This window comes from Antarctobacter aquimaris (assembly GCF_900184945.1).
GTDB classification, from domain to species: Bacteria; Pseudomonadota; Alphaproteobacteria; order Rhodobacterales; family Rhodobacteraceae; genus Maliponia; species Maliponia aquimaris.
Genome location: NZ_FXYF01000014.1, coordinates 96,462 through 118,724, shown reverse-complemented (window position 1 = coordinate 118,724; position 22,263 = coordinate 96,462). Strand labels below are relative to the sequence as shown.

Sequence of the window (22,263 nt, the reverse complement as noted above, 5' to 3'; positions counted from 1 at the left end):
GCCGGCGATCATCCGGTCCGGTCGAACAGCGCTCCGTCGACCACGGTGCCGACGGCCTCCAGGTCATTGTCCAGAAGGGTGAGCGAGGCGCGATAGCCGGCGCGAACGACCCCCAGTTCGTCACCCAGCCCCAACGCGCGGGCCGGGTTGGCCGATGCCATCCGCAATGCGGCCGCAATCGGCATGTCGAGTTGCGCCACAAGGTTGCGGACGCTTTCGTCCATCGCCACATGCGCCCCGGCAAGTCGGTCCGCCGCATTGGTCAGGCGGCCACCTTCCAGCCTGATCGCCTCGCCATGCAGGTCGAATTCGGTCGTGCGACCGGCCAGCGTCAGCATGGCGTCGGTCACAAGGCACAGCCGGTCCGGCATCAGCCGGGCGGCGATCCCGATGTTGGACCACGCCACATGGTGACCATCGGCGACAATGCCCGCAAAGAGCCGATCCGAGGCCAGGACCACCCCGACCAGACCGGGTTCGCGCCCGGTCAGTTGCGACATCGCGTTGAACAGGTGGGTCGCGCCGCGCAGTCCTTGGGTCTGAGCCACCTCGATGCAGGCCGCCGTCGCGGCGCTGTGACCGGCAAAGACGATCACGCCCGCGTCGCTCAGCGCGGTGAGGGTTCCGGGCGGCAGGTGTTCCGGCGCCAGGGTCAGCAGCAAGACACCCGGGAAAGCGGCGCCGAGATGGCTCAGGTCGGTGGGATCAAGCGCGCGGATCGCGGCGGGGTCGTGGATGCCGGGACGTTCGGGCGACAGGAACGGACCTTCCAGGTGCAGGCCGAGGATGCCGGGCACGCCGACGTCGATCGCGGCCCGGGCGGCGTCGATGGCGGCAAGATACTGGCGGTCGGGGGCGGTGATGAAGGTCGGCAGCAGATGCGCGGTGCCGCCCCGGCGGGCCCCTTGCGCGATGCGCTCCAGCGCCTCGGGCGTCGGGTCGAAATTGAACTGGACGTCGTTGGCGCCATTGATCTGGAGGTCGATGAACCCGGCCGAGACGATGTCGGCCTCCACCATGTCGGAATGTCCTGCCCCGCCCGCCTGCCACGCACCGACGCGCGCAATCCGACCGGCCTCGATCTCGATCAGCTGGTCGGTCCGGCAGGTGTCGCCAAGTCCGTCAAAGAGTTTCCGCGCCAGGATTCGCCGGGGGTGGATCGGCGGCTCATCCAAAGGCACTGTCCTGGCCTCCGGGATGAACATGCTGGTAGTAGGCCGTCAGTTTCAGCCCGGCCGCCGCTTCGCGGTCCAGCACCACGGTGGCGTTGCGGTGGAATTGCAGCGCCGAGGCAGGGCAGGCCGCCGACACCGGACCTTCGACCATCGCCGCGACGGCGGCCGCCTTGGCGCTGCCGGTGGCCAGCAAAAGACAGAAGCGGCTGTCGAGGATGGTCGCGACGCCGATCGTCAGCGCATAGCGTGGCGTCTCGTCGAAGCTGCCGAAGAAGCGCTGATTGGCCCGGCGGGTGTCGTCGCTCAGGGTCTTGATCCGGGTGCGCGAGGCCAGGCTGGATGTCGGTTCATTGAACCCGATGTGGCCGTTCTGGCCGATCCCCAGAAGTTGCAGGTCGATCCCGCCCGCCGCCGCGATGGCCGCCTCGTAACGCTCGGCCTCGGCCAGGGGGTCGGCGCTGTCTCCCCGCGGCAGGTGGGTCTGGGCGGCGTCGATGTCGATCCGGTCGAACAGGACCTCGCGCATGTAGGCGTGATAGGACCGGGGGTGTTCCGGAGCCAGACCGACATATTCGTCGAGGTTGAAGCTGGTCACGCCGGCAAAGGACAGCCCGCTGTCGCGATGCCGGGCCGCGAGATCGTCATAAAGCGGCACCATGGTCCCGCCGGTCGCCAGGCCCAGCACGGCATCCGGCTTGCGCCGGACCTGGTCGGCAACGATGTCGCCCACGCGCGCGATGGCCTGCACCGGCTCGTCTAGGATCAGGATCTTCATGTCGTGCCTTTCATGTGGTGCAGAGCCAGGGCGCCCAGCAGGGCGCTGTCCTGGCCAAGTTCGGCGGGCCCAAGCGGAACGCGGAACAGCGCCGGCTCCTGCGCCAGGTGGCGTTCCACCCGGTCCAGGTATCCGGGGGCGAGCCCGATGCTGCCGCCAAGGGCGACCCGGTCCAGCCCGAGGATTGCGGTCAGATCGGCGCAGAGCGTTGCGATGGCGGCGGCTGAACGGTCGACGATCCGTTCCGCCCATTCGGCACCGGCCAGAGCCTCGGAAAAGACCGTCCGCGCGTCGGTGTCGGGATGGCCGGCGTCGGCCGCGGCCTTCGCGATGGCGCGTCCGCCGGCCACGCTTTCGACCGTGCCAAGGCGCCCGCTGCCGCAGCGCGCGCTGCCAAGGGGGCTGGTGACGAACCCGACGTGCCCGGCCAGACCGTTTGGGCTGAGCACCGGGCGGCCGTCCAGCACCAGTCCGCCACCGACACCGGTCGAGACCGTGAGATAGGCAAAGCATCGGCTGGCGCGTCCGGCGCCGAAATGCGCCTCGGCAACGGCGGCGAGGGCGGCATCGTTGCCGACGGCCGCATTGCCGAAACGCGTGTCCAGGGCCACTTTCAGAGGTACCCCGTCGATGGCCGACAGGGTGCCCTGGTTCACCGCCTGCCAGCGACCGTCACTCCCGATCCGGCCGGTCACCGCGACGCCCAGCGGCGCGCCGGGACTATACCCCAACCCGGCAAGCAGGTCCGCAACATGGTCCAGCATGGCGTCGAGCCCGGCCGCGCCATCGGTCGCCGCTTGCCGTCGGGCGGCGATCTGGCCGTTCTCGATACGGGCCGCGGCGGTTTTCGTGCCGCCCAGATCGACTGCAAAGCCCCCAAGTGCCGCGCGGTTCATCTTGGCGCCGCGCTGTCGATGGCGGCCCTGAACCAGCCCGTGACGTGCTCAAGACGGGTGATCGCGCTGCCGACCGTGACGCAGTCCGCCCCGGCTTGCCGCGCCGCCGCCGCCAGGGCCGGGGTGTTGAACCGGCCCTCAGCCATCACGAATCCGCCGAGGCCGCGAAACGCCCCGAGCAGGTCCAGGTCGGGGCCGTCGCCCAGCCCCGCCGTGTCGGCGGTATAGCCCGACAGGGTGGTGCCGATGATCGCAGCCCCCTGGGACAGCGCCACCCGACCGTCGTCCAGCGTGGCGCAGTCCGCCATCGCCAGGGCCCCGCGCGAACGGATCGCAGCAACCAGGTCCTGCCGCGGTTCGGGCCTTGGGCGCGGTGTCGCGTCATAGGCGACGATATCGGCCCCGGCGTCGATCAGCGCCGCGACATCGGTGGCAAAAGGCGTGATCCGCACCGGACTGTCGGGCAGGTCGCGCTTGACGATGCCGATGATCGGCACGGTCACGACCGCCCGCACGGCGCGAAGGTTTTCCACGCCCTCGATCCGCAGCCCGGCCGCGCCGCCCGCCACCGCCGCCGCGGCCATCGCGGCGACGATATCGGGCCGGTCCATCGGGCCGTCGTCGACCGGCTGGCAGGACACGACCAGACCGCCACGCAAGTGTTGCAGGATGTCCATGGATCAGTCCATCAGGCTGGGCAGGCCGGTGGCCAGGATCGGGAAGGTACAGACCAGGATCAGCACCACGATCGGCGGGATCAGCCAGGGCAGGATCGCCCGGGCCAGCCGGTGATAGGGGATGCCGCCGACCTGGGCCACCACGAACAGCGCCATGCCCATCGGCGGGGTCAGGATCGAGATCATCAGGTTCAGCACCACGATGATGCCGAAATGCACCGGGTCGATAGAAAAGCCCATCGCGACGGGCACCAGGATCGGCACCACGATCAGCAGGATCACCAGCGACTCGATGAAGGCGCCAAGCACGAAGATCATCAGGTTCACCGCGATCAGGAACGACACCGGGCCATCCGCGATCGACAGGAACAGTTGCGCGATCTGCTGCGGCGCCTGTTCGCGGGCCAGCACGAAACCCAGCAGCGACACCCCGGCGACGATCGTGGCGATCGACGCGGTGGTGGCGGTGGTCTCGTAGATCGAGTCCCAGAGCCGGCGCCACGTCATTTCGCGGTAAAAGACCAGGTCGATCAGGATCGCGTAGAGCACCGTCACCGCGGCGGCCTCGGTGGGCGAGAACATGCCACTGAAGATGCCGCCGACGATGACGACGGGGGTGAACAGCGCCGGGAACGACTTGACGAACAGGGTGGCGATCTGGCGCGGGCTTTGCATTGGGTCGCGCGGGTAGTCGCGCTTGCGGGCGATGAAATAGACCATCATCATCAGCGCCCCGGCACACATCACGCCGGGCACGATGCCGCCCAGAAACAGTTTGCCGATCGACGTATTGGCGATGACGCCATACAGCACCATGGTGATCGACGGCGGCACCAGCGGCCCGATCATCGACGAGGCGGCGGTGACGGCGCCCGAGAAATCGTCGTCATACCCGGCGTCGCGCATTGCCTCGATCTCCATCTTGCCGAGACCGCCGGCGTCGGCCAGCGCCGAACCGGACATCCCCGAGAAGAACAGCGAGGCCAGCACGTTCACGTGGCCAAGCCCGCCGGTGATGTGCCCGACCAGGGCGCGGGCGAAACCGAACAGGTGCTTGGTGATCCCGGCCGAGTTCAGGATCGCCGCGGCAAGGATGAACAAGGGTACGGCGAGCAGCGGAAAGCTGTTCAGCCCGTCCACCATCTTGGACACCGAGCCCGACAGGCCGATGCCGGACCAATAGAAATAGCCCATCGAGACAAAGATCATGGCGACGCCGATCGGCACCCCCATAAGGACCATCAGCAGCCAGCCGATTCCGATGACGGTGAGGATCACAGCGGTGTCTCCAGGTGCGCGCCGTCATCGCCGTTGGCGCCAAAGCGCGACAGGATGCGGCGGATGATGCGGTGCAGGATCAGGAACGAGGCCACAAAGGCCGAGGCATAGAGCAGCGCGTCGGTGGTGGGCAGGGTGACCGATTCATTGTTCCAGGTGCGGCGCACGGTCGTCCAGCCGATCCAGCACAGGTGCCCCATGATGCCGAGATAGACGATGTCGATCAGGGTGAAGAGAACCCGCCGGGCCTTTGCCTTCAGGGCATCGGCCAGGAAGCCCATGCGCAGCTGGCCGTCGATACGCTCGACCTCGGCGATGCCGATGAAGGCCATCCAGACCCAGAGCCAGCGCGCCAGTTCCTCGGTCCAGACCGGACCGCGATAGAGCGGCGAGCGCCCGAAGATCTGCACCAGAACCACGATGAACAACACGATGAAGATGACCGAGGCGACACTGCCCTCGACACTGTATTTCCTTGGCGCGGACATGGGCCCCCCCGATCTTGGACAAGACGCGGCGGAGACCATGGCCCCCGCCGCGCAATGGATCACTCGCCGCGGACTTCGGCGATGGAACCGGCGCCGAACTCGGCTTCCAGCGTGTCGTAGTAGGGCTTCATCGCGGCGCGGAACGGTGCCAGGTCGGGCGTGGTGATGGTCAGGCCCTTGCCCTTGAAGGTCTCGACCAGGTCGTTCTCGGCCTTGAAGGTCAGGCTGTCCGACAGCTCGCCGCCGGCCTTCACCGCCTCGTCGAACCAGGCCTTTTCCTCGTCGCTGAGGCTCTCATAGGTGTCCTTGGAAACCTGGATCGCCGCGGAGGCGACGAAGTGGTTGGTCATCGCGATGCAGCACTGCACCTCGTAGAACTTCATCGCGTCGATCGTCGGCAGCGGGTTTTCCTCGGCATCGACCTGGTTGGTCTGCAGGGCCAGATAGACCTCGGCAAAGGCGACCGGGGCGGGTGTGGCGCCGACGCCTTCGGCAAAGGCGATCAGGAAAGGCACGTTCGGGGTCCGCATCCGCAGGCCCTTGAGGTCGTCCATCGAATTGATCGGCTTGTTGGCGGTGACCTGGCGGGTGCCATAGTACCAGACATCGGCCAGATGCAGCCCCTGCTCTTCGAACTTGGCGTTCATCTTCTGACCCCAGGGTCCGGCGATGATCTTTTCCAGGTGGGCAAAGTCATCGACCACATAGGGCGCGCCGATCAGCTTCAGCTCGGGAATGGTATAGCTCATGTCGGGATAGCCGGTGATGACGATGTCCAGTTCGCCGGCCTGAAGCTGTGCCACCATCGCCTTGAAATCGCCCAGGGCCGAGGACGGGAACAGCTTGACGGTCATCTCGCCGCCCGAAAGCTCCTCAAGCTTTTTCGCGAATTCCTGCGCGCCGAGAAAGACGTTGGACACCTCGTTGTCCTGCATCCCGAAAGTCAGTTCCTTGGCCGAAAGGCCGGTGGTCGCAAAGGCAAGCGCAGCGGCGCCGGCCAGCAGGGTCGTGGTCAGTTTCATGGGTTTTCCTCCAGAAGTCGTTGATAGTTCAGGGCGGGGCCCTGTCGTGCGTCAGGTCGTCGTCGGTCCTGAATGGGGGTCGGCCGGGGCCACATGCGGGCGTTTCAGCCTCGCGCGGTAGGAACGGGCCAGATGGCGGTCCATGACATCGGTCGCCGCAATCACGTCACTGTCGAGGATCGCCTGGTAGATGGCGCGGTGCTCGTCATAGGCGATGCGGTCGTAACGCGCCGGATGGTCGGTGGGGGCGCGGGTGGCCAGCAATGTCTTCACGAACATGTCGTGCAGGGTCAGGATCACCGGGTTGCCCACGACCGAGACCAGCACGCGGTGAAACGCGATGTCGGTCGGCGCGAAATCGGGGGTGCCAATCGCTTCGAAGTTGCGCTCCAGCGCCTCGCGCAGCTTGGTCAACTGAAAGTTGTCGGCCCGTATCGCGGCCTCGCGGGTCGCGCCGGTTTCGATGAACTGCCGCATCTGTTCGATGTGGGCGCCGCTTTCGGCGTCGCCGAGGATCTCGCGGATCAGTCCGCCGGTGTTGCGCAGCACCGAGTCGAGCGATGGCTTGGCCGCGCGTGGCCGCCGACCCGAACCGGCGTCCAGATAGCCGCGGATCTGCATCTGGGCCAGCGCCTCGCGCACCGTCGGCCGCGAGGCCGAGAACCGCTCGCAGAGGTCGCGTTCGGTCTGCAATGGCGCGCCCAGGGCGATCTCGCCGCGCCGGATCTGCTCGATCAGCGTCTCGGCGATGACGTCCGACGCGCGGCGGGTCTCCTGCATGTCCAGCATGTTGCGTTTTGTCTCCACCTCGGAAGCTCCTCCATCGTTCAGGTGACGGAACTCGCGATTGATGTTCCGTTTGGTATTACCAAGAATCTCTATTGTCAAACACAAAAATTGCTTTAAGACGGGCTCAGCTTACCAACACACTGTCACGCTAGGCGGTGCGCCCCGGTCCTGACAAGCATCGCCGACGCATTTCCGCTCAATCCAGGAGGTCACGACCATGACGAAACAACTGGCCGGCATGTATGCCGCCCTGATGACGGCGCTGGACGACAGGGGCGAGTTCGACCCTGACCGCCAGCGCAAGCTGAACGACTACGTGCTGCGCCAGGGACTGGACGGGCTGTATGTCGGCGGCAGCAGCGGCGAATCCGGGCTGCTCGACACCGCCGAGCTGCTCGACCAGCAAAAGGTCGTCGCCGACAGCGCCCGGGCTGCCGGAACCCGGCTGATCGCCCATGTCGGCATGCCCAACCTGCGCGATTCGATCCGGCTGGCGAAACAGGCTGAATCGCTGGGCTATCACGCCCTGTCCGCCCTGCCGCCGCACAGCTATCCGTTTTCCGACGACGAGATCTTCGCCTATTACCAGGCGCTTTCATCCGCGACCGCGCTGCCGCTCATCGTCTATGAGGTTCCGGTCCGCACCGGGCGCCCGATCGGGCTCGATACCCTGGTCCGCATTCTCGGACTCAAGGGCGTGGCCGGCATCAAGTTCACGTCGACCGACATGTTCAAGTTCTCGATGCTGCGCCGCCGCTGCCCGGACTCGGTCTATTTCTTCGGTTTCGACGAGATCTATCTGACCGGCGCCGTGCTGGGCGCCGATGGCGGCATCGGCACAACCTACAACCTGCTTGGCCGGCTGTATGCGGCGCTGGACCAGGCGTTCCGGGCGGGCGATCTGGCGCGGGCGCAGGAATTGCAGGACGTCAGCCAGGTATTCGTCGAATCGATCCTCGATACCGGCGTGTTGCCGGGCATGAAGGCGGCGTTCAAGGCCATCGGCATCGACTGCGGCCCGACGCGGGCGCCGATGGTGCTGCGGGTGGCCGACGGCGAGGCGCGGATGCGCGCGGTCCTGGCCCGGCCCGAGGTCAAGGCCTGGCTGGCCTGACCTCGGCATGACACGGCGAACACACACCCCTTTCACTACCTCGGGAAAACCAACCATGACCCTCAAGACACAATTGATCGGAGCTGCGGCAATGGTGACGATGATGACGTCCGGAATGGCGTTGGCCGAAGGCTGGCCCGATCTGCCCGTCGGGATCAAGAACGGCATCGCCACCCGGGTCGACAACCGCGTGATCGTCGGGCTCGGCACCGCCGGCGCCGACATCTTCGCGCTGGATCTCGACGATCGCGGCGCCGGCTGGAAAAAGCTCAGCCCGTTCACCGGTGCGGTGCCCTCACAGCCGGCCGTGGCGGTTTCCAATGGTGCCATCTACGTGTTCGGCGGTTCGGGCAAGGCCAGCGCCGATGCCGCCGCGCCAATCGTGTTCGACACCGTCTGGCGTTACGACGCGGCGGCGGACAGCTGGCAGGAACTGGACACCGCGACGCCCGCCGGATTGCTGGGCGCCAGCGCGATGACCATGCCGGATGGCCGCATTGCCGTCATCGGCGGTTACAACAAGGACCAGTTCGACAGCTACCTGGCCGAGATAACCGCGATCGACAAGGAAAAGAGCCCTGACCAGTGGGCAAAGGTGGTGCAGGACTTCATGGGTCGCAAGCCCGAAGCGTACCAGTGGAACAAGATGGTGCTGGTCTATGACCCGGTCGCCAACATCTGGGGCGATCTGGGTGCCAACCCCTATCTGCCCAACACGGGTTCGGCGGTGGTGGAAACCGCGCCCGGCAGCTTTGACGTCATCAACGGCGAGGTGAAACCGGGCTTGCGGACGACCGAGGTCAAGTCGCTTACCTTCGACGCGGATGGCGCCGATTGGCAACCGCTTGCGCCGCTGCCCGGGGCCGAGGGTGTCGCGGGCGCCTATGCCGGTCTGGCCAACGGCCAGGTGCTGGTCGCCGGAGGCGCCAATTTCCAGGGCGCCCGCGCCCGTGCCGAGGCCGGACACTGGTTCGCCCACGAGGGTCTGACCAAGCATTGGGCGTCCGAGGTCCATGTCCTGTCGCCCGACGGTTGGCAGCAGGTCGGCACCCTGTCCGAGGGCCTGGCCTATGGCGGGTCGGTCACACTGGACGAGGGCGTGCTGCTGATCGGCGGCGAAGACGCGACCGGCACCGCGCGGTCCGAGGTCTTTCTGCTGGGTTGGGATGGCACCACCCTGAGCCGCCAGGACTGAACGGCAGCTTCCTTGCCGAGCGTTCCGGGGTAGGCTCCGTTCAGGAGGCCGACCGTTTCGAGACCGTCGATCCATGTCGCAAGCGGGGGGCGCGGCGCTTCAATGTGGCCCCTGCCACGCCGGACGTCGGCTGACGCCGGGCCAGACCAGCGATGTCATCGGCGGGCTGATATCCGTGCCCGCCCCTGAGGCAGGGCACGGCAGAAATCTCTGGCAGAGAGTCCGGTCAGGTCCGGACTCTTTCTGAACGGCTCTGTCCATCCCGCAGATCGTACAGGCCCCGACGATCTGCGACGTTCACGGCGGGATGTCGCGCCCCTGCCAATTCTCTCGGGATGGATTTCCATGAAACGGTTCTCCTGCGCGGCCGAACGGCCGCGCGCTGTCTGTTGATGGTGTCCCGTGACGTGGTGTGGCTTTCGGTGGCCATCGGGTTTCTCGGTAGGGGCGGGTTGTTGAGCCAGCATGAACCGAGGAAGTCCTCCGATGGCCAAACCCTTGATGGACAATCTCCCACCGCGTCCCGCCGTTCGTCCGCGCCAGCCGAACTGCGTCACGGCGAACCTCCGGCGTCGGCCTGTTTCCGGTTCCCATGGGGCACCTCCCGGTTCCTCGGTTGGTGCTCTCCCCATTTTCAGGGCCAGTCCAACGAGCCTCGGCAATCATCTCTTCGGCCGCGTCGACCGGGCTCAGTCCCAAGAAGCCCATCGTCTCGGTCTCGACCCTCTATCGCGACCGCTCAATCCGGGGACAGGTGATGCAGCCCCGGCTGTGGAAGACGGGTTTTCCATATTGCGGGGCTTCTGCGTCTAGAACACGTTCAACATGAATATCTCGGGCGGCACCTCTACCGGCAGGACGGTCGCGGCGCGCAAGATCCTGTCGCTGATCCCGCCCGAGGAGCGGATCATCACGATCGAGGAGCCGGCCGACCTGCGCCCCGAGCAGTCGAACACCGTGACGCTGATCGCCGACCGCGACAGCGAGGCCCGCAGCGCCGATGTGCCACTGGATTCCACGCTGCGCATGCGGCCCGACCGCATCGTGCCGGGCGAAGTCCGCGGGCATGAGGCCATGACCTTCCTCGAAACGATCAACCCCTGCCACCGCCGGTGGCTGACGACGCGGCATGCCGAGCCCCCGCAACGCGCCTTCCGCCGGCTGGCCATCGCCATCCTGAAGACCGATGTGCCCATGACCTATGCTGACTTGGTCGATTATGTCGAGGGTTCCATCGACGTGATCAACCAGGCCGGCCGGCGCAACGGTGCCCGCGGCATCACCGAGGTCTTCCTGCCGGGACGGGCCAGGCAGAACGCGGACACGGCCGGGGGCGCAGAGCGTCGCGCGGTCGCCGCAGAGTCAGGCACGTATCAAGCCGCCGTTGTGCCTTTGTCAAAGGTTTCACGGCGCTGGAACATGGTCCGGAGCACCGTGACCCGCAGGCGGGCGAGGACGATGAGGGCCTGGGTGTGGTGATATCCTTGCCCTCGTTTGCGGTCGTAGAAGGCGCGCGAGAGCGGATCGCGGGTCGAGACGGCGAGAACCTGCGAAAAAATTGGTCAGGATGACAGAACGCGCGAGGAAATCGGGAAGGTAACCGACCGCGCCAAGGCATCTCTTTCGGCCAAGGTGCCAGGCGGGGTATCCTTGCCAGGGTCGGGAAACGCTCCGTTGGACCCCGGCCGAACCGCCAGGACTCGACGATGCGGCCGTCAGACGACCGGACGCTTTGCGAGAGCCGCCAGCCACTGCACGGTTTTCCCCGGCGCCTCTCAGCCTGCGGAGGGTCGGCCTGGGCCAAGGTTCCGCACAGCCACCGCCGATATCCCGGCCCACACCAGGACCCGCAGGATCATCGCACCGACCGTGCGCGTTTCATAGGCGCCGCCTTGCAGGACATGGACGCCGAAGGCGAGCGACACCACAATCGTGCTCGCCATGATGGCGATCGAAAGCCAGACTGCCGGACGATGCCCCAAGAACAGCCCGATCCCGGCCACGACATAGGCAAACCCGGCAAGAAAATTGAACCACAGCACGAACGGCACGGCATTGCCCACCGCGGCCGCCGCCTCGGGCCCACCGAACAGGGCGCGTCCGCCCGAGACAATTGTCAGCGCCCCGAACACAAGCGCCACGAGCGCGGCGATCGTCAGGCTGGTATTTCGATTGGCGATCATTCGTTTGGTCCCTTGCTGTGCATCGCCCCGCTGGTGAGGGGCCTCATTTCTGAAACACGTAGGTTCCCGGAGCGTCGCCGAGGACCGGATAACCGCCCTGCGGATTGCCGGTGTCGGGCGGGGCGGCTGACGCGCCCGACCGCGCGTCCAGCCATGCCAGCCATGCCTCCCACCACGATCCATCCTTGGCCTCGGTCTCTGCCACCCAGGTTTGCGGATCGACATGGCGATCGGCCGCGGCCTTCGTGCGGACCCGGTAGAACCGGCGCGGGCGGCCGGGCTCGCTGACGATGCCCGCATTGTGCCCGCCGCTGGTCAACGCAAAGGTCACGTCGGTGTCGGTCAGCGCCTGTATCTTGAAGACGGAAGGCCAGGGTGCGACGTGGTCCTTCATCGTGCCGACAGCGAAAATCGGGGCACGGATGTCGGACAAGGCGACAGGGCGACCGTCGATGTCGAAACGGCCTTCGGCCAGATCGTTATCGAGGTAAAGCTTGCGCAGGTATTCCGAATGCATGGCATGGGGCATCCGTGTTCCGTCCGCGTTCCAGGCCATCAGGTCGTTCATCGGCCGCCGTTCGCCCATCAGGTAGTTCCGGATCGCGCGGGACCAGATCAGGTCGTTCGATCGCAGCATCTGGAAGGCGCCGGCCATCTGGGTGGTGTCGAGAAAGCCTTGCTTCCACATGACGCTGTCCAGGAACGAAAGCTGGCTTTCGTTGATGAAAAGCTGCATCTCGCCAGGCTCGGTGAAATCCACCTGGCTGGCCAAGAGCGACAGCGATGCGAACGGCTCATCCACGCCCCGGGCAATTTCGGCCGCGGCGATGGCCAGCAGGGTGCCGCCCAGACAATAGCCCGCAGCATGGATCTTGCGGTCCGGGACGATCGTCTTGATCGCGTCGAGCGCAGCCATCACGCCCAGTTGGCGGTAATCCTCCATCGTCAGGTCGCGGTCCCCGGCGCCGGGGTTTTTCCACGAGATCATGAAGACCGTGTATCCCTGTCCCACGAGGTATTTCACCAGCGAGTTCTGCGGCGACAGATCGAGGATGTAGTATTTCATGATCCAGGCCGGGACGATCAGGATCGGCTCCGGGCGCACGGTTTTCGTGAGCGGAGCATACTGGATCAGTTCAATCAACCGGTTGCGATAGACGACCTTGCCCGGAGTCACCGCGACGTTCCGGCCCGGCTGGAAATCCGCCGTGTCCGCAGGCGGCGCATTGTTTGCCGTTGCCTGCAAGTCTTGGAGGAAGTTCTGCGCCCCCCGAACCAGGTTCATGCCGGCCTCGTCGCGGGTCTTCTGCAGTACCTCGGGGTTGGTCGGCAGGAAGTTCGACGGCGAAACCGTGTCAAGCAACTGCCGCGTCAGGAATTGCAATTGCCGCTCGTGTTCGGCCGTGACGCCCGGAACGCCGGTCACCGCATTGTGCCACCATTGCTGCTGCAGCAAGAAACCCTGATAGATCACGTTGAACGGCATGGCCTGCCAGGCGTCCCCGCGGAACCGGTCATCCTGCGGCAATGGCTCGATGCAGGGCGATTGTTTCTCGGCAGAACCGGCGCAATGGGCCACGAAGCGGGCATGCCGCCGTGCCTTGTCGGCGGCCTTCTCGGCAAGTTGCAGGCGTTTGCCCGGTGCGGCGGCGATATGCATGGCCCAATCGAACCACGCCCCCATCAGGGCTGCCGGTGAAAGCCCATGTGAATAGCGGGCAATGGACGCATGCATGGCGTGATCAAGCGTATCATAGACGGTCGATGCGGCATCGGGGCAGGGCTCGGCTTGTGACGCCGGTGCGATCGGCTCGGCCCTGGGCGATGCTGGCGCTTTCATCCCTTGACCGGAAGTGTCGTTCGCCGGGGGCGGCGTCTGGCCTGCCCCGCGACGGGTCGCCGCCTTTCCAGACGCATTTCCGCCACGCCCCATGTGCAGCGCTACCACCGGATCCTTGCTTGTCCTGTCCATCACTCGGGCCTCCTGAATTCGCCGCGCATCGAACTGACCTGTCTCGACACCAAGATAGTAATTGCTTACTATCTTTTTACAAGGCAGTGTATGTCCCGACGCAAAGGCCCACCTATCGGCCAGAAACGGAGGACAACCATGTTCGATGGAAATGCCGGTCGCCCTGCATGACCGAGAGTGTCCGATCCCGAAACCTTCCTGCCCGGGAACGGCGTGACGTCACGGTCGCGGCGGTGGTAGAGCTTGCCGCCACCATGAACCCCGCCGAGATCACGACCGCTGCCATTGCCCGGCACATGAACCTGACGCAAGGCGCGGTGTTCCGTCATTTCCCCAACAAGGAGGCCATCTGGCTGGCAGTGATGCAATGGGTGGCCGAACACCTCATGGCGCGGGTCGACAAGGCCGCCGAAGGGATCGCTTCGCCGCTGGCGGCGCTGCAGGCCATGTTTCTTGCCCATGTTGCCTTTGTGTCCGAGCATCCCGGCGCGCCCCGGATGCTGTACAGCGAACTGCAGGGGGGAAGGGCATCTCCGGCCAAGCGGCTTGCTGGCCAGATGATGCAACAGTACGCGGCACGGGTGCGTCACCTCATCGAGACCGGAAAGGCGCAGGGCGAAGTGCATCCGGAATTGGACAGCGAGGCCGCCGCCACCCTGTTCATCGGGACAATTCAGGGGCTGGTCGGGCAGTCGCTGATCATCGGCGACATGAGGCCAATGGTTGCCGCCGCCCCGAGCGTGTTCGCCATCTACCGGCGCGGCATCGCATCGGCCGGGGTTGACGGCTAGCGCCGCAGAAGGAGTTCGCTCGCCATGTCACGTAAACTGTCCATCTTCCTTGTGCTGGCGGTGCTTGCCGCGTTTCTGGGCTATGCCGCCTGGAAGGTGCTTCTGGCACCCGGCGACCTGCCGCCCGAAGGGTTCGCCCGTGGCAATGGACGGATCGAGGCGGACCTCATCGACGTCTCAACCCGCCTGACCGGACGTGTTGCCGAAATTGCGGTGCGCGAGGGCGACCTGGTGCAGCCCGGCGACCTTCTGGCGGTGATGGACACGAGCGAATTGCAGGCACAGCGGATGCGGGCGCAGGCCGCCGTGGCGAGCGCGGAAGCGGCGGTGACGGTCGCCGAGGCGAGCGTGACCCAGGCCGAGGCGAAACTGGCTCTGTCGCAGAGCGAACTGGCCCGCGCCGAAACGCTGAGCGCGCGCGGTATCGTCTCGGGTGAAGAGCTGGACATTAAACGCACCGAGGCGCAACTGGCCGAGGCCGGCCTTTCCGCCGCGCGCGCAGGTGTCGTTGCGCAGCAGCGCGCGGTGGACGCCGAGAATGCCGCCCTCCGCGAGATCGAGGCGCGGATTGCCGACAGCGCGCTTCATGCGCTTGCCGCGGGGCGTGTCCTCTACCGGCTGGCGCAGCCCGGAGAGGTTCTGGGAAGCGGCGGCAAGGTGCTGACCCTGGTCAGCCTCGACGAGGTCTATATGGAGTTCTTTCTGCCCGCCAGCGCCGCGCCGAGGGTCAGGTTGGGGGATGAGGCGCGGATCGTGGTCGACATCATGCCCGATGTGGCGGTGCCTGCCGTGGTCAGCTTTGTCGCGCCGCAGGCGCAGTTCACGCCCAAACAGGTCGAGACCCTAGAAGAGCGCGAAAGCCTGATGTTCCGCATCCGGGTGCGTATCCCGTCCGAATTGATCGCGGCGCGGCTCGCACAGGTCAAGACCGGCGTGCGCGGCGTGGCCTGGGTGCGACTGGCGGGACCGGACGGCAGCGTGCCCGACTGGCCCGAGGGCCTGACGCCGCCGCTCGCCAAGGTCCTGCCCGCGCCGCCTGACGGCACCGCCTCGCAATGAACCGCAGCCCGGGCAATGCCGAATTGCCGCCGGTGGCGCGGCTGGACCGGGTCAGCCACCGCTATGGCAAGGTTCTGGCGCTGAACGATGTCACGCTGGACCTGCCCGCCGGGCGGATGGTCGGGCTGATCGGTCCGGACGGCGTGGGCAAGTCGACGCTGATGGCGCTGATCGCCGGGGCCAAGAAGCTGCAGTCGGGGCAGGTCGAAACGCTTGGCGGCGACATGGCCTCTGCGCGCCACCGGGCCAACGCGGGGCGGCGGATCGCCTTCATGCCGCAGGGGCTGGGGCGCAATCTCTACCACGATCTCAGCCTGCAGGAGAACCTGGATTTCTTCGGCAAGCTGTTCGGGCTCGACCGGGCGGAGCGCGACGCACGCATCGCCCGGCTGACCCGCGCCACCGGGCTTGCGCCGTTCATGGACCGCCCGGCAGGCAAGCTCTCGGGCGGGATGAAACAGAAGCTGGGGCTCTGCGCGGCGCTGATCCATGACCCGGATTTCCTGTTGCTGGACGAGCCGACAACCGGGGTCGATCCGCTGTCGCGGCGCCAGTTCTGGGACCTGATAGATGCGATCCGCGCCGATCGGCCGGGGATGAGCGTGCTGGTCTCCACCGCCTACATGCAGGAGGCGGCGCGGTTCGGTCACCTGGTGGCGATAGAGGGTGGGCGCGTGCTGGCGACCGGCAGCCCCGCCGATCTGATGGCGCGGACCGGCATGGTCACGGTCGAGGCCGCCTATGTGGCGCTGCTGGGCGGCGACAGCGCCGATACACCGGCGCCCGCCGTACCAGCGGCCGGGGCCGATATGGAACCGGGACCGCCGGCCATTCGCGCTGAGAACTTGACCAAGCGGTTCGGCGATTTCACCGCCGTCGATGCCGTCAGCTTCGAGATCGCGCGCGGCGAGATTTTCGGCTTTCTGGGCTCGAACGGCTGCGGCAAGACCACGACCATGAAGATGCTGACCGGGCTTCTGCCCGCGACCGAGGGCGAGGCCTGGATCCTGGGCAAGCCGGTCGATGCGCAGAACCTGGACACGCGGCGGCGGGTCGGGTTCATGTCGCAATCCTTCTCGCTGTACGGCGAGTTGACGGTGCGGGAAAACCTGCTGCTGCATGCGCGGCTGTTTCACCTGGGCCGACAGCTGACGGCCCAACGCATGGCCGAACTTGTGCCGCGCTTTGGCCTTGACCCCTATCTGGAACAGGGCGCGGCCTCGCTGCCGCTGGGGGTGCGCCAGCGCCTGTCGCTGGCGGTCGCGGTGATCCACGGGCCGGACATCCTGATCCTCGACGAGCCGACCTCGGGCGTCGATCCGCAGGCGCGCGATGCGTTCTGGGTCATGCTGCTGGAACTGGCGCGGCGCGACGGGGTGACGATCTTCATCTCGACCCATTTCATGGACGAGGGCATGCGCTGCGACCGGATTTCGCTGATGCATGCGGGCAAGGTTCTTGTGTCGGATGCGCCCGAGGCGCTGATCGCGGCGCGCGGGGTCGAGACGCTCGAAGACGCCTTTGTTGCCTATATGACCGATGCCTCGCCGCCAGAGGCACCGATGCAAGAGGGCCTGCTGACCGGCGCTGACGCGCCAGAGGCGGATACCGCCGCGCCGCGCTTCAGCCTGCAACGGCTTCTGGCCTTCACCTCGCGCGAGGCGATGCAGGTGCGCCGCGATCCGGTGCGGTTGGTGTTTTCCTTTGTCGGCTCTGCGCTTTTGCTGCTGATCATGTCGTTCGGCATCTCGCAAGAGGTCCGCAACATCCCCTTCGCGGCCTTTGATCTCGACCGCAGCCCCGAAAGCCGCGCCTATCTGTCGGGGTTCGAGGATTCGGCCTGGTTCCGGCAGGCGCCGCCGATTTCCGGCGCCGAGGAACTGGAACACCGGATGGCGAGCGGCGAACTGGCCCTGGCGCTGCAAATACCGCCGGGGTTCGGCAAATCCGTGCGTCGTGGTGAAACCGCCGAGATCGCCGGGCTGATTGACGGCTCTGACACGAACCGCGCGGGCACGGTGGAAAGCTATGTCGAGGGCGCCCATGCGCATGTCCTGTCGACGGGCGCGCAATCGGCGCTGGCGCTGGCCGATCTGGCGACACCGCGCGCGCCCGATGCGGCCCCGCCCGCGCAGCTAATCCCGCGCTTTCACTACAACCCGGCGATGGAAAGCCTGCCGGCGATCGGCCCGTCGATCCCGCCCTTGCTGCTCTTGCTGTTCCCGGCGATCCTGATGGCGGTCAGCGTGGCCCGCGAGAAGGAGATCGGCACGATCACAAATTTCTATGTCACCCCCACCAGCCGCGCCGAATTCCTGATCGGCAAGCAGCTGGTCTATATCGTCATCACGCTGTTGAACTTTGCGATCCTGACGGCGCTGGTGGTGACGGTGCTGGATGTGCCGCTGAAGGGCGATCCTTTGGTGCTGGTGCTGGGCGCGCTGCTCTATGCGGTGGCGGCGACGGGCTACGGGCTTGTCGTCTCGATGCTGACGAAAACCCAGGTGACGGCGGTCTTTGCCGCGGCGATCCTGTCGGTGATGCCGACGCTGCAATTCTCGGGCATGATCACGCCGGTCTCGTCGCTGGAAGGCGGCGCGCGGATCATGGGCACCTTCTGGCCCACCACCTGGTACATGGGGCTGAGTGTCGGCACCTTCACCAAGGGGCTGGGCCTGTCCGAACTGTCGGGCCACCTGCTGCGACTGGCGGCCTTCGGGCCGGTCCTGACCCTGCTGGCGGTGCTGGCCCTGCGCAAGCAGGAGCGTTAGGCAATGCGGCGGCTGACCAACATCTACTGGCTGGCGGGCAAAGAGCTGAAAAGCGTGCTGGGCGATCCGGTGATGGTGATCCTGATCCTGTGGTCCTTTGTCGTCGCCGTCATGCTGGAGGCCAACGGCGCCGGCGACACCGTCCATAACGCCGCGATAGCCATTCTTGACGAGGACGCCTCGGCGCTGACCCGGCAACTGACCGACGCGCTTGGCCCGCCCTGGTTTCAGCCGCCGGTGATGATATCGCCCGAGCGGATGACCGCGGAAATGGATGCCGGCCGAATCATGTTCATCCTCAGCTTTCCGCCCGGGTTCGAGGCCGACGTGATCGCCGGTCTCATGCCCGCCGCCCAGCTTGACGTGGACGCCACCGCGGTCAGCCAGGCGCAGCTTGGCACCGACTACATCGCCAATATCCTCACCTCAGAGACCCGCGCGTTTCTCTCGGGCAGCCCTGACGCGTCCGAGCCCGCGCTGCGGCTGGAATTGCGCCGCGCCTTCAACCCGAACGGCAACCCGGTCTGGTTCAAGGCGATGTCGTCGCTGCTCAACCAGCTCTCCCTGCTGACCATCGCCCTGACCGGTGCGGCGATGCTGCGCGAGCGTGAACAGGGCACCATCGAGCATCTGATGGTGATGCCGCTCACGCCGTTTGAAATCGCGCTGTCCAAGGTCCTGGCCAATGTCGTCGTCGTTCTGGCCGCCTTTACCCTGTCGCTGATCTTCATCGTGCAAGGGGTGTTGCAGGTGCCGGTGGCGGGATCGGTGCCGCTGCTTCTGGCCGGAACGGCGGTCTACCTGGCAGCGGCGGCGGCCATCGGCATGTTCCTCGGCACGATGGCGCGCAGCATGGCGCAGTTTGCGCTGCTGGTCATCATGGTGATCATCCCCATCATCATGCTGTCGGGCGGCATGGGGGCCATCGAAAGCCAACCCGACATCGTGCAGCGCCTGACCACCGTGCTGCCGTCGCGGCATTTCCTGGCCTTCGCCAAGGCGGTGGTGTTTCGCGGCGCAGGCGTCAGTGCGGTCTGGTTCGAACTGTCGCTGATGGCGGGATTGGGCCTGGCCTTTTTCCTGGCCAGCTTGGCCCTGTTCCGCCGGTCTATGAGCCTGTCCGGCTGACAGCCACGATGACCTGAACCGATCGGCGCCATTTGCGTGCGCGTCAACGGGATTGCTTGCCCCGGATCAGCGATTGCGCGGTATAGACCAGGATCGCGATCCCGATGGCGCCTGCGGCGGCGATGGCCAGCAACATGATCACGTCGATGGGCCCGCCGATATCGCCAAGCCCTGAATCGGTCACGGCCAGCACAAAGATCACCGCGCCGATCGCGCCCAAAGGCATCGACAGCTGGGCCAGCAGGAACTTGCGCCAGTTCACCGACCGGTCGCGGATCAGGACATAGAGATAGGCGAGGGTGACCAGCGCGGCCGCCACCACCATCGTCCAGAAAAGCCCGCGGCCGAAAATCTCTTCCAGCACCGCGACAATGGTTCCGAATGTCATGTCGTTCATTGTTTCAGCCTCCTCAGGCACGGCCGCGCAGCATGGCGTTGTAGGTCGCCTTCAGCGCGATTTCCTTCATCAGCCAGGTGATCCACAGCTCTTCGAGCGGCGCAATGATCCCCGGAAAGGACGGGGTCAGGTTGTTGTTGTAGTCAAACTCGACCAGCATCGCCCTCCCGATCCGGGTGATCAGCGGGCAGGAGGTATAGCCGTTGTAGGCGGCATCGCCGTCGCGACCCTCAACCGCCGCGACAAGGTGGTCTTCGACAACCGGAACCTGGAACTTGACGCTGGCCGCGGTCTTGCCCTTGGGCACACCCGCCACGTCGCCCAGCGCGAAGATTTCAGGATAGCGCAGGTGGCGCAGGCTGTGCCTGTCCACCTCGACCCAGCCCTGATCGGTCCATTTGTCGCCCCAGCTCAGCCCGGACTGGCGGATGAAATCGGGCGCGCGCTGCGGCGGAATGACATGCAGATAATCGAAGTCCATTTCCTGATCGCCGTCGGGCGTGGTGAAGGTTGCAACCTTGCGCCCCGCGTCGACCGCCTTCAGCACATGATGATAGACGGGTGCGATGCCGCGATCCTGAAACAGCATCCGCACCTTTTCGGAAACGATGGGAACGCCGAACAGGGTGTCGTTATGGGCCGCATAGACCATGTCGACCTTGCCCGCATTGCCCGCCCGCCGCGCGATATCGTCGATCAGGAAGGCATGTTTCAGCGGCGCGCCGGCGCACTTCATTTCGGTCGCGGGGCGGGTAAAGATGCCGCGCCCGCCGGTCTGGGTGAATTCATCCGCCGCGGCCCAGGTCTTTGCGGCATATTCCGGCCCGGCATAGAGCGCGCCGATTCCGTTCTGGCCCACCATGTCGAGCGAAAAGCCCTCGATTGCGCCGTGGTCGAGAACCAGGCCCGGCGCCAGAACAAGGAAGTCGTAGGCCAGGGTTTGCCCGCCCGAGGTCGAGACGGTCCTGTTTTCCGGGTCGACGGCGGCGACGGCCTCGGGAACCAGCGTCACCCCGTCGGGAAGCCATTCGGCTGTCCGGGACACGACATAGTTGGCCGGTTTCAGGCCGGACGCGACCAGGGACAGTCCGGGCTGATAGATATGGGCCTGGCTCGGGTCGACAATCGTGATCGTCGCCCCGTCGAACCTGCGCACCAGCCGGTTGGACAGCGCCGCACCGGCCGCACCGGCCCCGACGATGACGATCCTGGCATTGGTCGAGACCGGCGCCGGCCCAGCTGCGGAAGTTGGCGAGACCGCCAAGGCACCCGCGCCGCCAAGGACAGCGAGCGAGAGGAATTGTCTGCGGTGGAACATGGTGTCGCTCCTTTTCATTGAACGTCGCTGGTCGGGAAAAAAACTCATGGTGGCGTGACAGGCACATCGCAGGGCGGATCAACGGGCAGCTTCTCGGCCGTGCTGCCCAGCAGCGATCCGGACAGCCGCGACCCTGCATGCGCTTCGATGCAGATGGGATCAGCACCCTCCTTTTTTTTCGTTTACACGCTCAGGAAATGGAATTCATTGATCCCGGTTAATCCGAGGCCAAACCGCCACCTTGCGGCATTGCGCCACGATAGTTGCGGCAGGTGTCCGGGGTCGGCAACAACGCCCGCATCTGCGTCGAAGAGCCTGGGGCTCGGCCGCCGCCACGCCGCTTTCGATGGTGTGGCACCCTTGGACGATGCCCCCAGAGGCAAAACGCCGCGGCCGCCTTGCACGGACTCGTGATCAACCCCACCTCCGCACCAGGCGCTTCGATGTCGCGCAGTTTTTTTGTGCCTCAGGGCCTGATCGGGAAGAGCGACTTCGATGCAACTTCTGAGCAATGTCATTGCGCTTCCCGTTGGCCGAAGCCAGCCGGCACTTGTCGATCTGTTCTTGCGTATTCAGCCGCAGGCAACCGTCGAAACCGCCAACAAGGGAAAAACCATCGTCCGCGAGGAAGATTTCGCAGACCATTCCATGCTTCTGCTCGAAGGCTGGATCGGTTTTTCAAAGATGCTGCCTGGTGGCGAAACCCAGATCATAGATGTTATGCTGCCGGGGGATTTCGCCTTGATCGGGGCGGCTGGCGCACCTGTATCCGCCTGCTCGGTCGAAGCTCTGAGCGATGCGCGATACATTATCATTCGACCCTCGCATGCGAATGGCCCATCCCCGGACATGGCAAGGCTGCGCGAAATGATGGCCGCAGAGATTGTCAGGACGCAGGCCCGCACCTCCGAAATCCTGCTGCGAATGGGCAAGGGGGCCGCAGCAAATCGCGTCGCCTATGCCCTGCTGGAATTCTACGTCCGGCTTGATGTTGTCGGACTGGTCAAGGATGCCCGATTCCTGTTTCCGATGACACAGCAAAAGATCGGTGAATTCACCGGGCTGAGCAACGTCCATGTCTGCCGGACGATGCGGCGGTTCGAGCGGGACGGTGTCATATCCTATCCGGCCCACGGCGAAATCGTTCTCAACGATCTCGACAGGTTGTGTGAGATCGCCGGAATTGACCTGGAGGTTTTCAAGCGCGAGATCCTTCTCCGGCAGGCCCAGTAGCG

At 65.7% G+C, this 22,263-nt stretch carries 19 protein-coding genes and 2 pseudogenes; 8 read left to right on the top strand and 13 right to left on the bottom strand.

Features of this window, described 5'->3' with window-relative positions; genetic code table 11:
- Nucleotides 1-8 precede the first annotated feature (8 nt).
- The 8 genes from nagA to MAA8898_RS20520 are packed head-to-tail and all read right to left on the bottom strand — an operon-like array spanning nt 9 to nt 7,118.
- Nucleotides 9-1,175, bottom strand: a complete 1,167-nt coding sequence (gene nagA / locus MAA8898_RS20555) for an N-acetylglucosamine-6-phosphate deacetylase (RefSeq protein ID WP_176445255.1) — start codon at nt 1,173-1,175, stop codon at nt 9-11.
- Nucleotides 1,168-1,950: a glucosamine-6-phosphate deaminase gene (gene nagB / locus MAA8898_RS20550; RefSeq protein WP_094022903.1), complete on the bottom strand. Its 783-nt coding sequence runs from the start codon at nt 1,948-1,950 to the stop codon at nt 1,168-1,170. Before nagB ends, nagA begins: the two co-directional genes overlap by 8 nt.
- Entirely contained in the window at nt 1,947-2,846 is a 900-nt protein-coding gene (locus MAA8898_RS20545) for an ROK family protein (RefSeq protein WP_094022902.1), read from the bottom strand. Before MAA8898_RS20545 ends, nagB begins: the two co-directional genes overlap by 4 nt.
- On the bottom strand, nt 2,843-3,523 hold the full coding sequence (locus tag MAA8898_RS20540) for an N-acetylmannosamine-6-phosphate 2-epimerase (protein ID WP_094022901.1): 681 nt from the start codon (nt 3,521-3,523) through the stop codon (nt 2,843-2,845). The genes MAA8898_RS20545 and MAA8898_RS20540 overlap by 4 nt, the downstream gene beginning before the upstream one ends.
- 3 nt (nt 3,524-3,526) lie before the next feature.
- Nucleotides 3,527-4,801, bottom strand: coding sequence for a TRAP transporter large permease (locus tag MAA8898_RS20535; RefSeq protein ID WP_094022900.1), 1,275 nt, complete (start codon nt 4,799-4,801; stop codon nt 3,527-3,529).
- Nucleotides 4,798-5,289 carry a TRAP transporter small permease gene (locus tag MAA8898_RS20530; RefSeq protein ID WP_094022899.1) on the bottom strand — a complete coding sequence of 164 codons (492 nt, stop codon included), beginning with the start codon at nt 5,287-5,289 and terminating at the stop codon, nt 4,798-4,800. Before MAA8898_RS20530 ends, MAA8898_RS20535 begins: the two co-directional genes overlap by 4 nt.
- Before the next feature lie 59 nt (nt 5,290-5,348).
- On the bottom strand, nt 5,349-6,311 hold the full coding sequence (locus MAA8898_RS20525) for a sialic acid TRAP transporter substrate-binding protein SiaP (RefSeq protein WP_094022898.1): 963 nt from the start codon (nt 6,309-6,311) through the stop codon (nt 5,349-5,351).
- Nucleotides 6,312-6,362: 51 nt separating this feature from the next.
- Nucleotides 6,363-7,118, bottom strand: coding sequence for an FCD domain-containing protein (locus MAA8898_RS20520; RefSeq protein WP_245853517.1), 756 nt, complete (start codon nt 7,116-7,118; stop codon nt 6,363-6,365).
- A gap of 199 nt (nt 7,119-7,317) precedes the next feature.
- Here MAA8898_RS20520 and MAA8898_RS20515 point away from each other — a divergent pair, with 199 nt between their 5' ends.
- The 3 genes and pseudogenes from MAA8898_RS20515 to MAA8898_RS20505 all read left to right on the top strand — a co-directional run.
- Complete coding sequence (locus MAA8898_RS20515; RefSeq protein WP_094022897.1) at nt 7,318-8,214, top strand: dihydrodipicolinate synthase family protein; 897 nt, start codon at nt 7,318-7,320, stop codon at nt 8,212-8,214.
- A gap of 55 nt (nt 8,215-8,269) precedes the next feature.
- Nucleotides 8,270-9,409 (top strand): N-acetylneuraminate epimerase, encoded by a 1,140-nt coding sequence (locus MAA8898_RS20510; protein WP_094022896.1) that lies wholly within the window; start codon nt 8,270-8,272, stop codon nt 9,407-9,409.
- 664 nt (nt 9,410-10,073) lie between these two features.
- Nucleotides 10,074-10,738, top strand: a pseudogene (locus MAA8898_RS20505) (ATPase, T2SS/T4P/T4SS family); the annotation flags it as partial.
- Nucleotides 10,739-10,782: 44 nt separating this feature from the next.
- On the opposite strand, the pseudogene MAA8898_RS26860 reads toward MAA8898_RS20505, so the two are convergent.
- The 3 genes and pseudogenes from MAA8898_RS26860 to MAA8898_RS20495 form a co-directional block, all read right to left on the bottom strand.
- A pseudogene (locus MAA8898_RS26860) lies at nt 10,783-10,938 on the bottom strand (IS110 family transposase); the annotation flags it as partial.
- Between the two features lie 246 nt (nt 10,939-11,184).
- The gene (locus MAA8898_RS20500) at nt 11,185-11,592 is read right to left on the bottom strand and encodes a hypothetical protein (RefSeq protein ID WP_094022895.1); all 408 of its coding nucleotides are present in this window, start codon (nt 11,590-11,592) and stop codon (nt 11,185-11,187) included.
- A 43-nt stretch (nt 11,593-11,635) separates the two neighbouring features.
- Nucleotides 11,636-13,564: a PHA/PHB synthase family protein gene (locus tag MAA8898_RS20495; protein WP_245853515.1), complete on the bottom strand. Its 1,929-nt coding sequence runs from the start codon at nt 13,562-13,564 to the stop codon at nt 11,636-11,638.
- Nucleotides 13,565-13,731: 167 nt separating this feature from the next.
- Between MAA8898_RS20495 and MAA8898_RS20490 the strand changes: the two genes are divergently transcribed.
- Genes MAA8898_RS20490 through MAA8898_RS20475 form a run of 4 tightly spaced genes read left to right on the top strand, consistent with a single transcriptional unit; the run spans nt 13,732 to nt 19,313 of the window.
- Complete coding sequence (locus MAA8898_RS20490) at nt 13,732-14,355, top strand: TetR/AcrR family transcriptional regulator (protein WP_094022893.1); 624 nt, start codon at nt 13,732-13,734, stop codon at nt 14,353-14,355.
- A 24-nt stretch (nt 14,356-14,379) separates the two neighbouring features.
- The gene (locus MAA8898_RS20485) at nt 14,380-15,414 is read left to right on the top strand and encodes an HlyD family secretion protein (protein ID WP_094022892.1); all 1,035 of its coding nucleotides are present in this window, start codon (nt 14,380-14,382) and stop codon (nt 15,412-15,414) included.
- Nucleotides 15,411-18,185, top strand: a complete 2,775-nt coding sequence (gene rbbA / locus MAA8898_RS20480) for a ribosome-associated ATPase/putative transporter RbbA (RefSeq protein ID WP_094022891.1) — start codon at nt 15,411-15,413, stop codon at nt 18,183-18,185. The genes MAA8898_RS20485 and rbbA overlap by 4 nt, the downstream gene beginning before the upstream one ends.
- A gap of 3 nt (nt 18,186-18,188) precedes the next feature.
- The gene (locus tag MAA8898_RS20475; RefSeq protein WP_094022890.1) at nt 18,189-19,313 is read left to right on the top strand and encodes an ABC transporter permease; all 1,125 of its coding nucleotides are present in this window, start codon (nt 18,189-18,191) and stop codon (nt 19,311-19,313) included.
- A gap of 43 nt (nt 19,314-19,356) precedes the next feature.
- On the opposite strand, the gene MAA8898_RS20470 is transcribed toward MAA8898_RS20475, so the two are convergent.
- On the bottom strand, nt 19,357-19,710 hold the full coding sequence (locus tag MAA8898_RS20470; RefSeq protein WP_094022889.1) for a DUF5368 domain-containing protein: 354 nt from the start codon (nt 19,708-19,710) through the stop codon (nt 19,357-19,359).
- 13 nt (nt 19,711-19,723) lie between these two features.
- On the bottom strand, nt 19,724-21,028 hold the full coding sequence (locus MAA8898_RS20465; RefSeq protein WP_217900523.1) for an NAD(P)/FAD-dependent oxidoreductase: 1,305 nt from the start codon (nt 21,026-21,028) through the stop codon (nt 19,724-19,726).
- 495 nt (nt 21,029-21,523) lie between these two features.
- On the opposite strand from MAA8898_RS20465, the gene MAA8898_RS20460 reads away from it, so the two are divergent.
- Nucleotides 21,524-22,261: a Crp/Fnr family transcriptional regulator gene (locus MAA8898_RS20460; RefSeq protein ID WP_094022887.1), complete on the top strand. Its 738-nt coding sequence runs from the start codon at nt 21,524-21,526 to the stop codon at nt 22,259-22,261.
- Nucleotides 22,262-22,263: the final 2 nt, after the last annotated feature.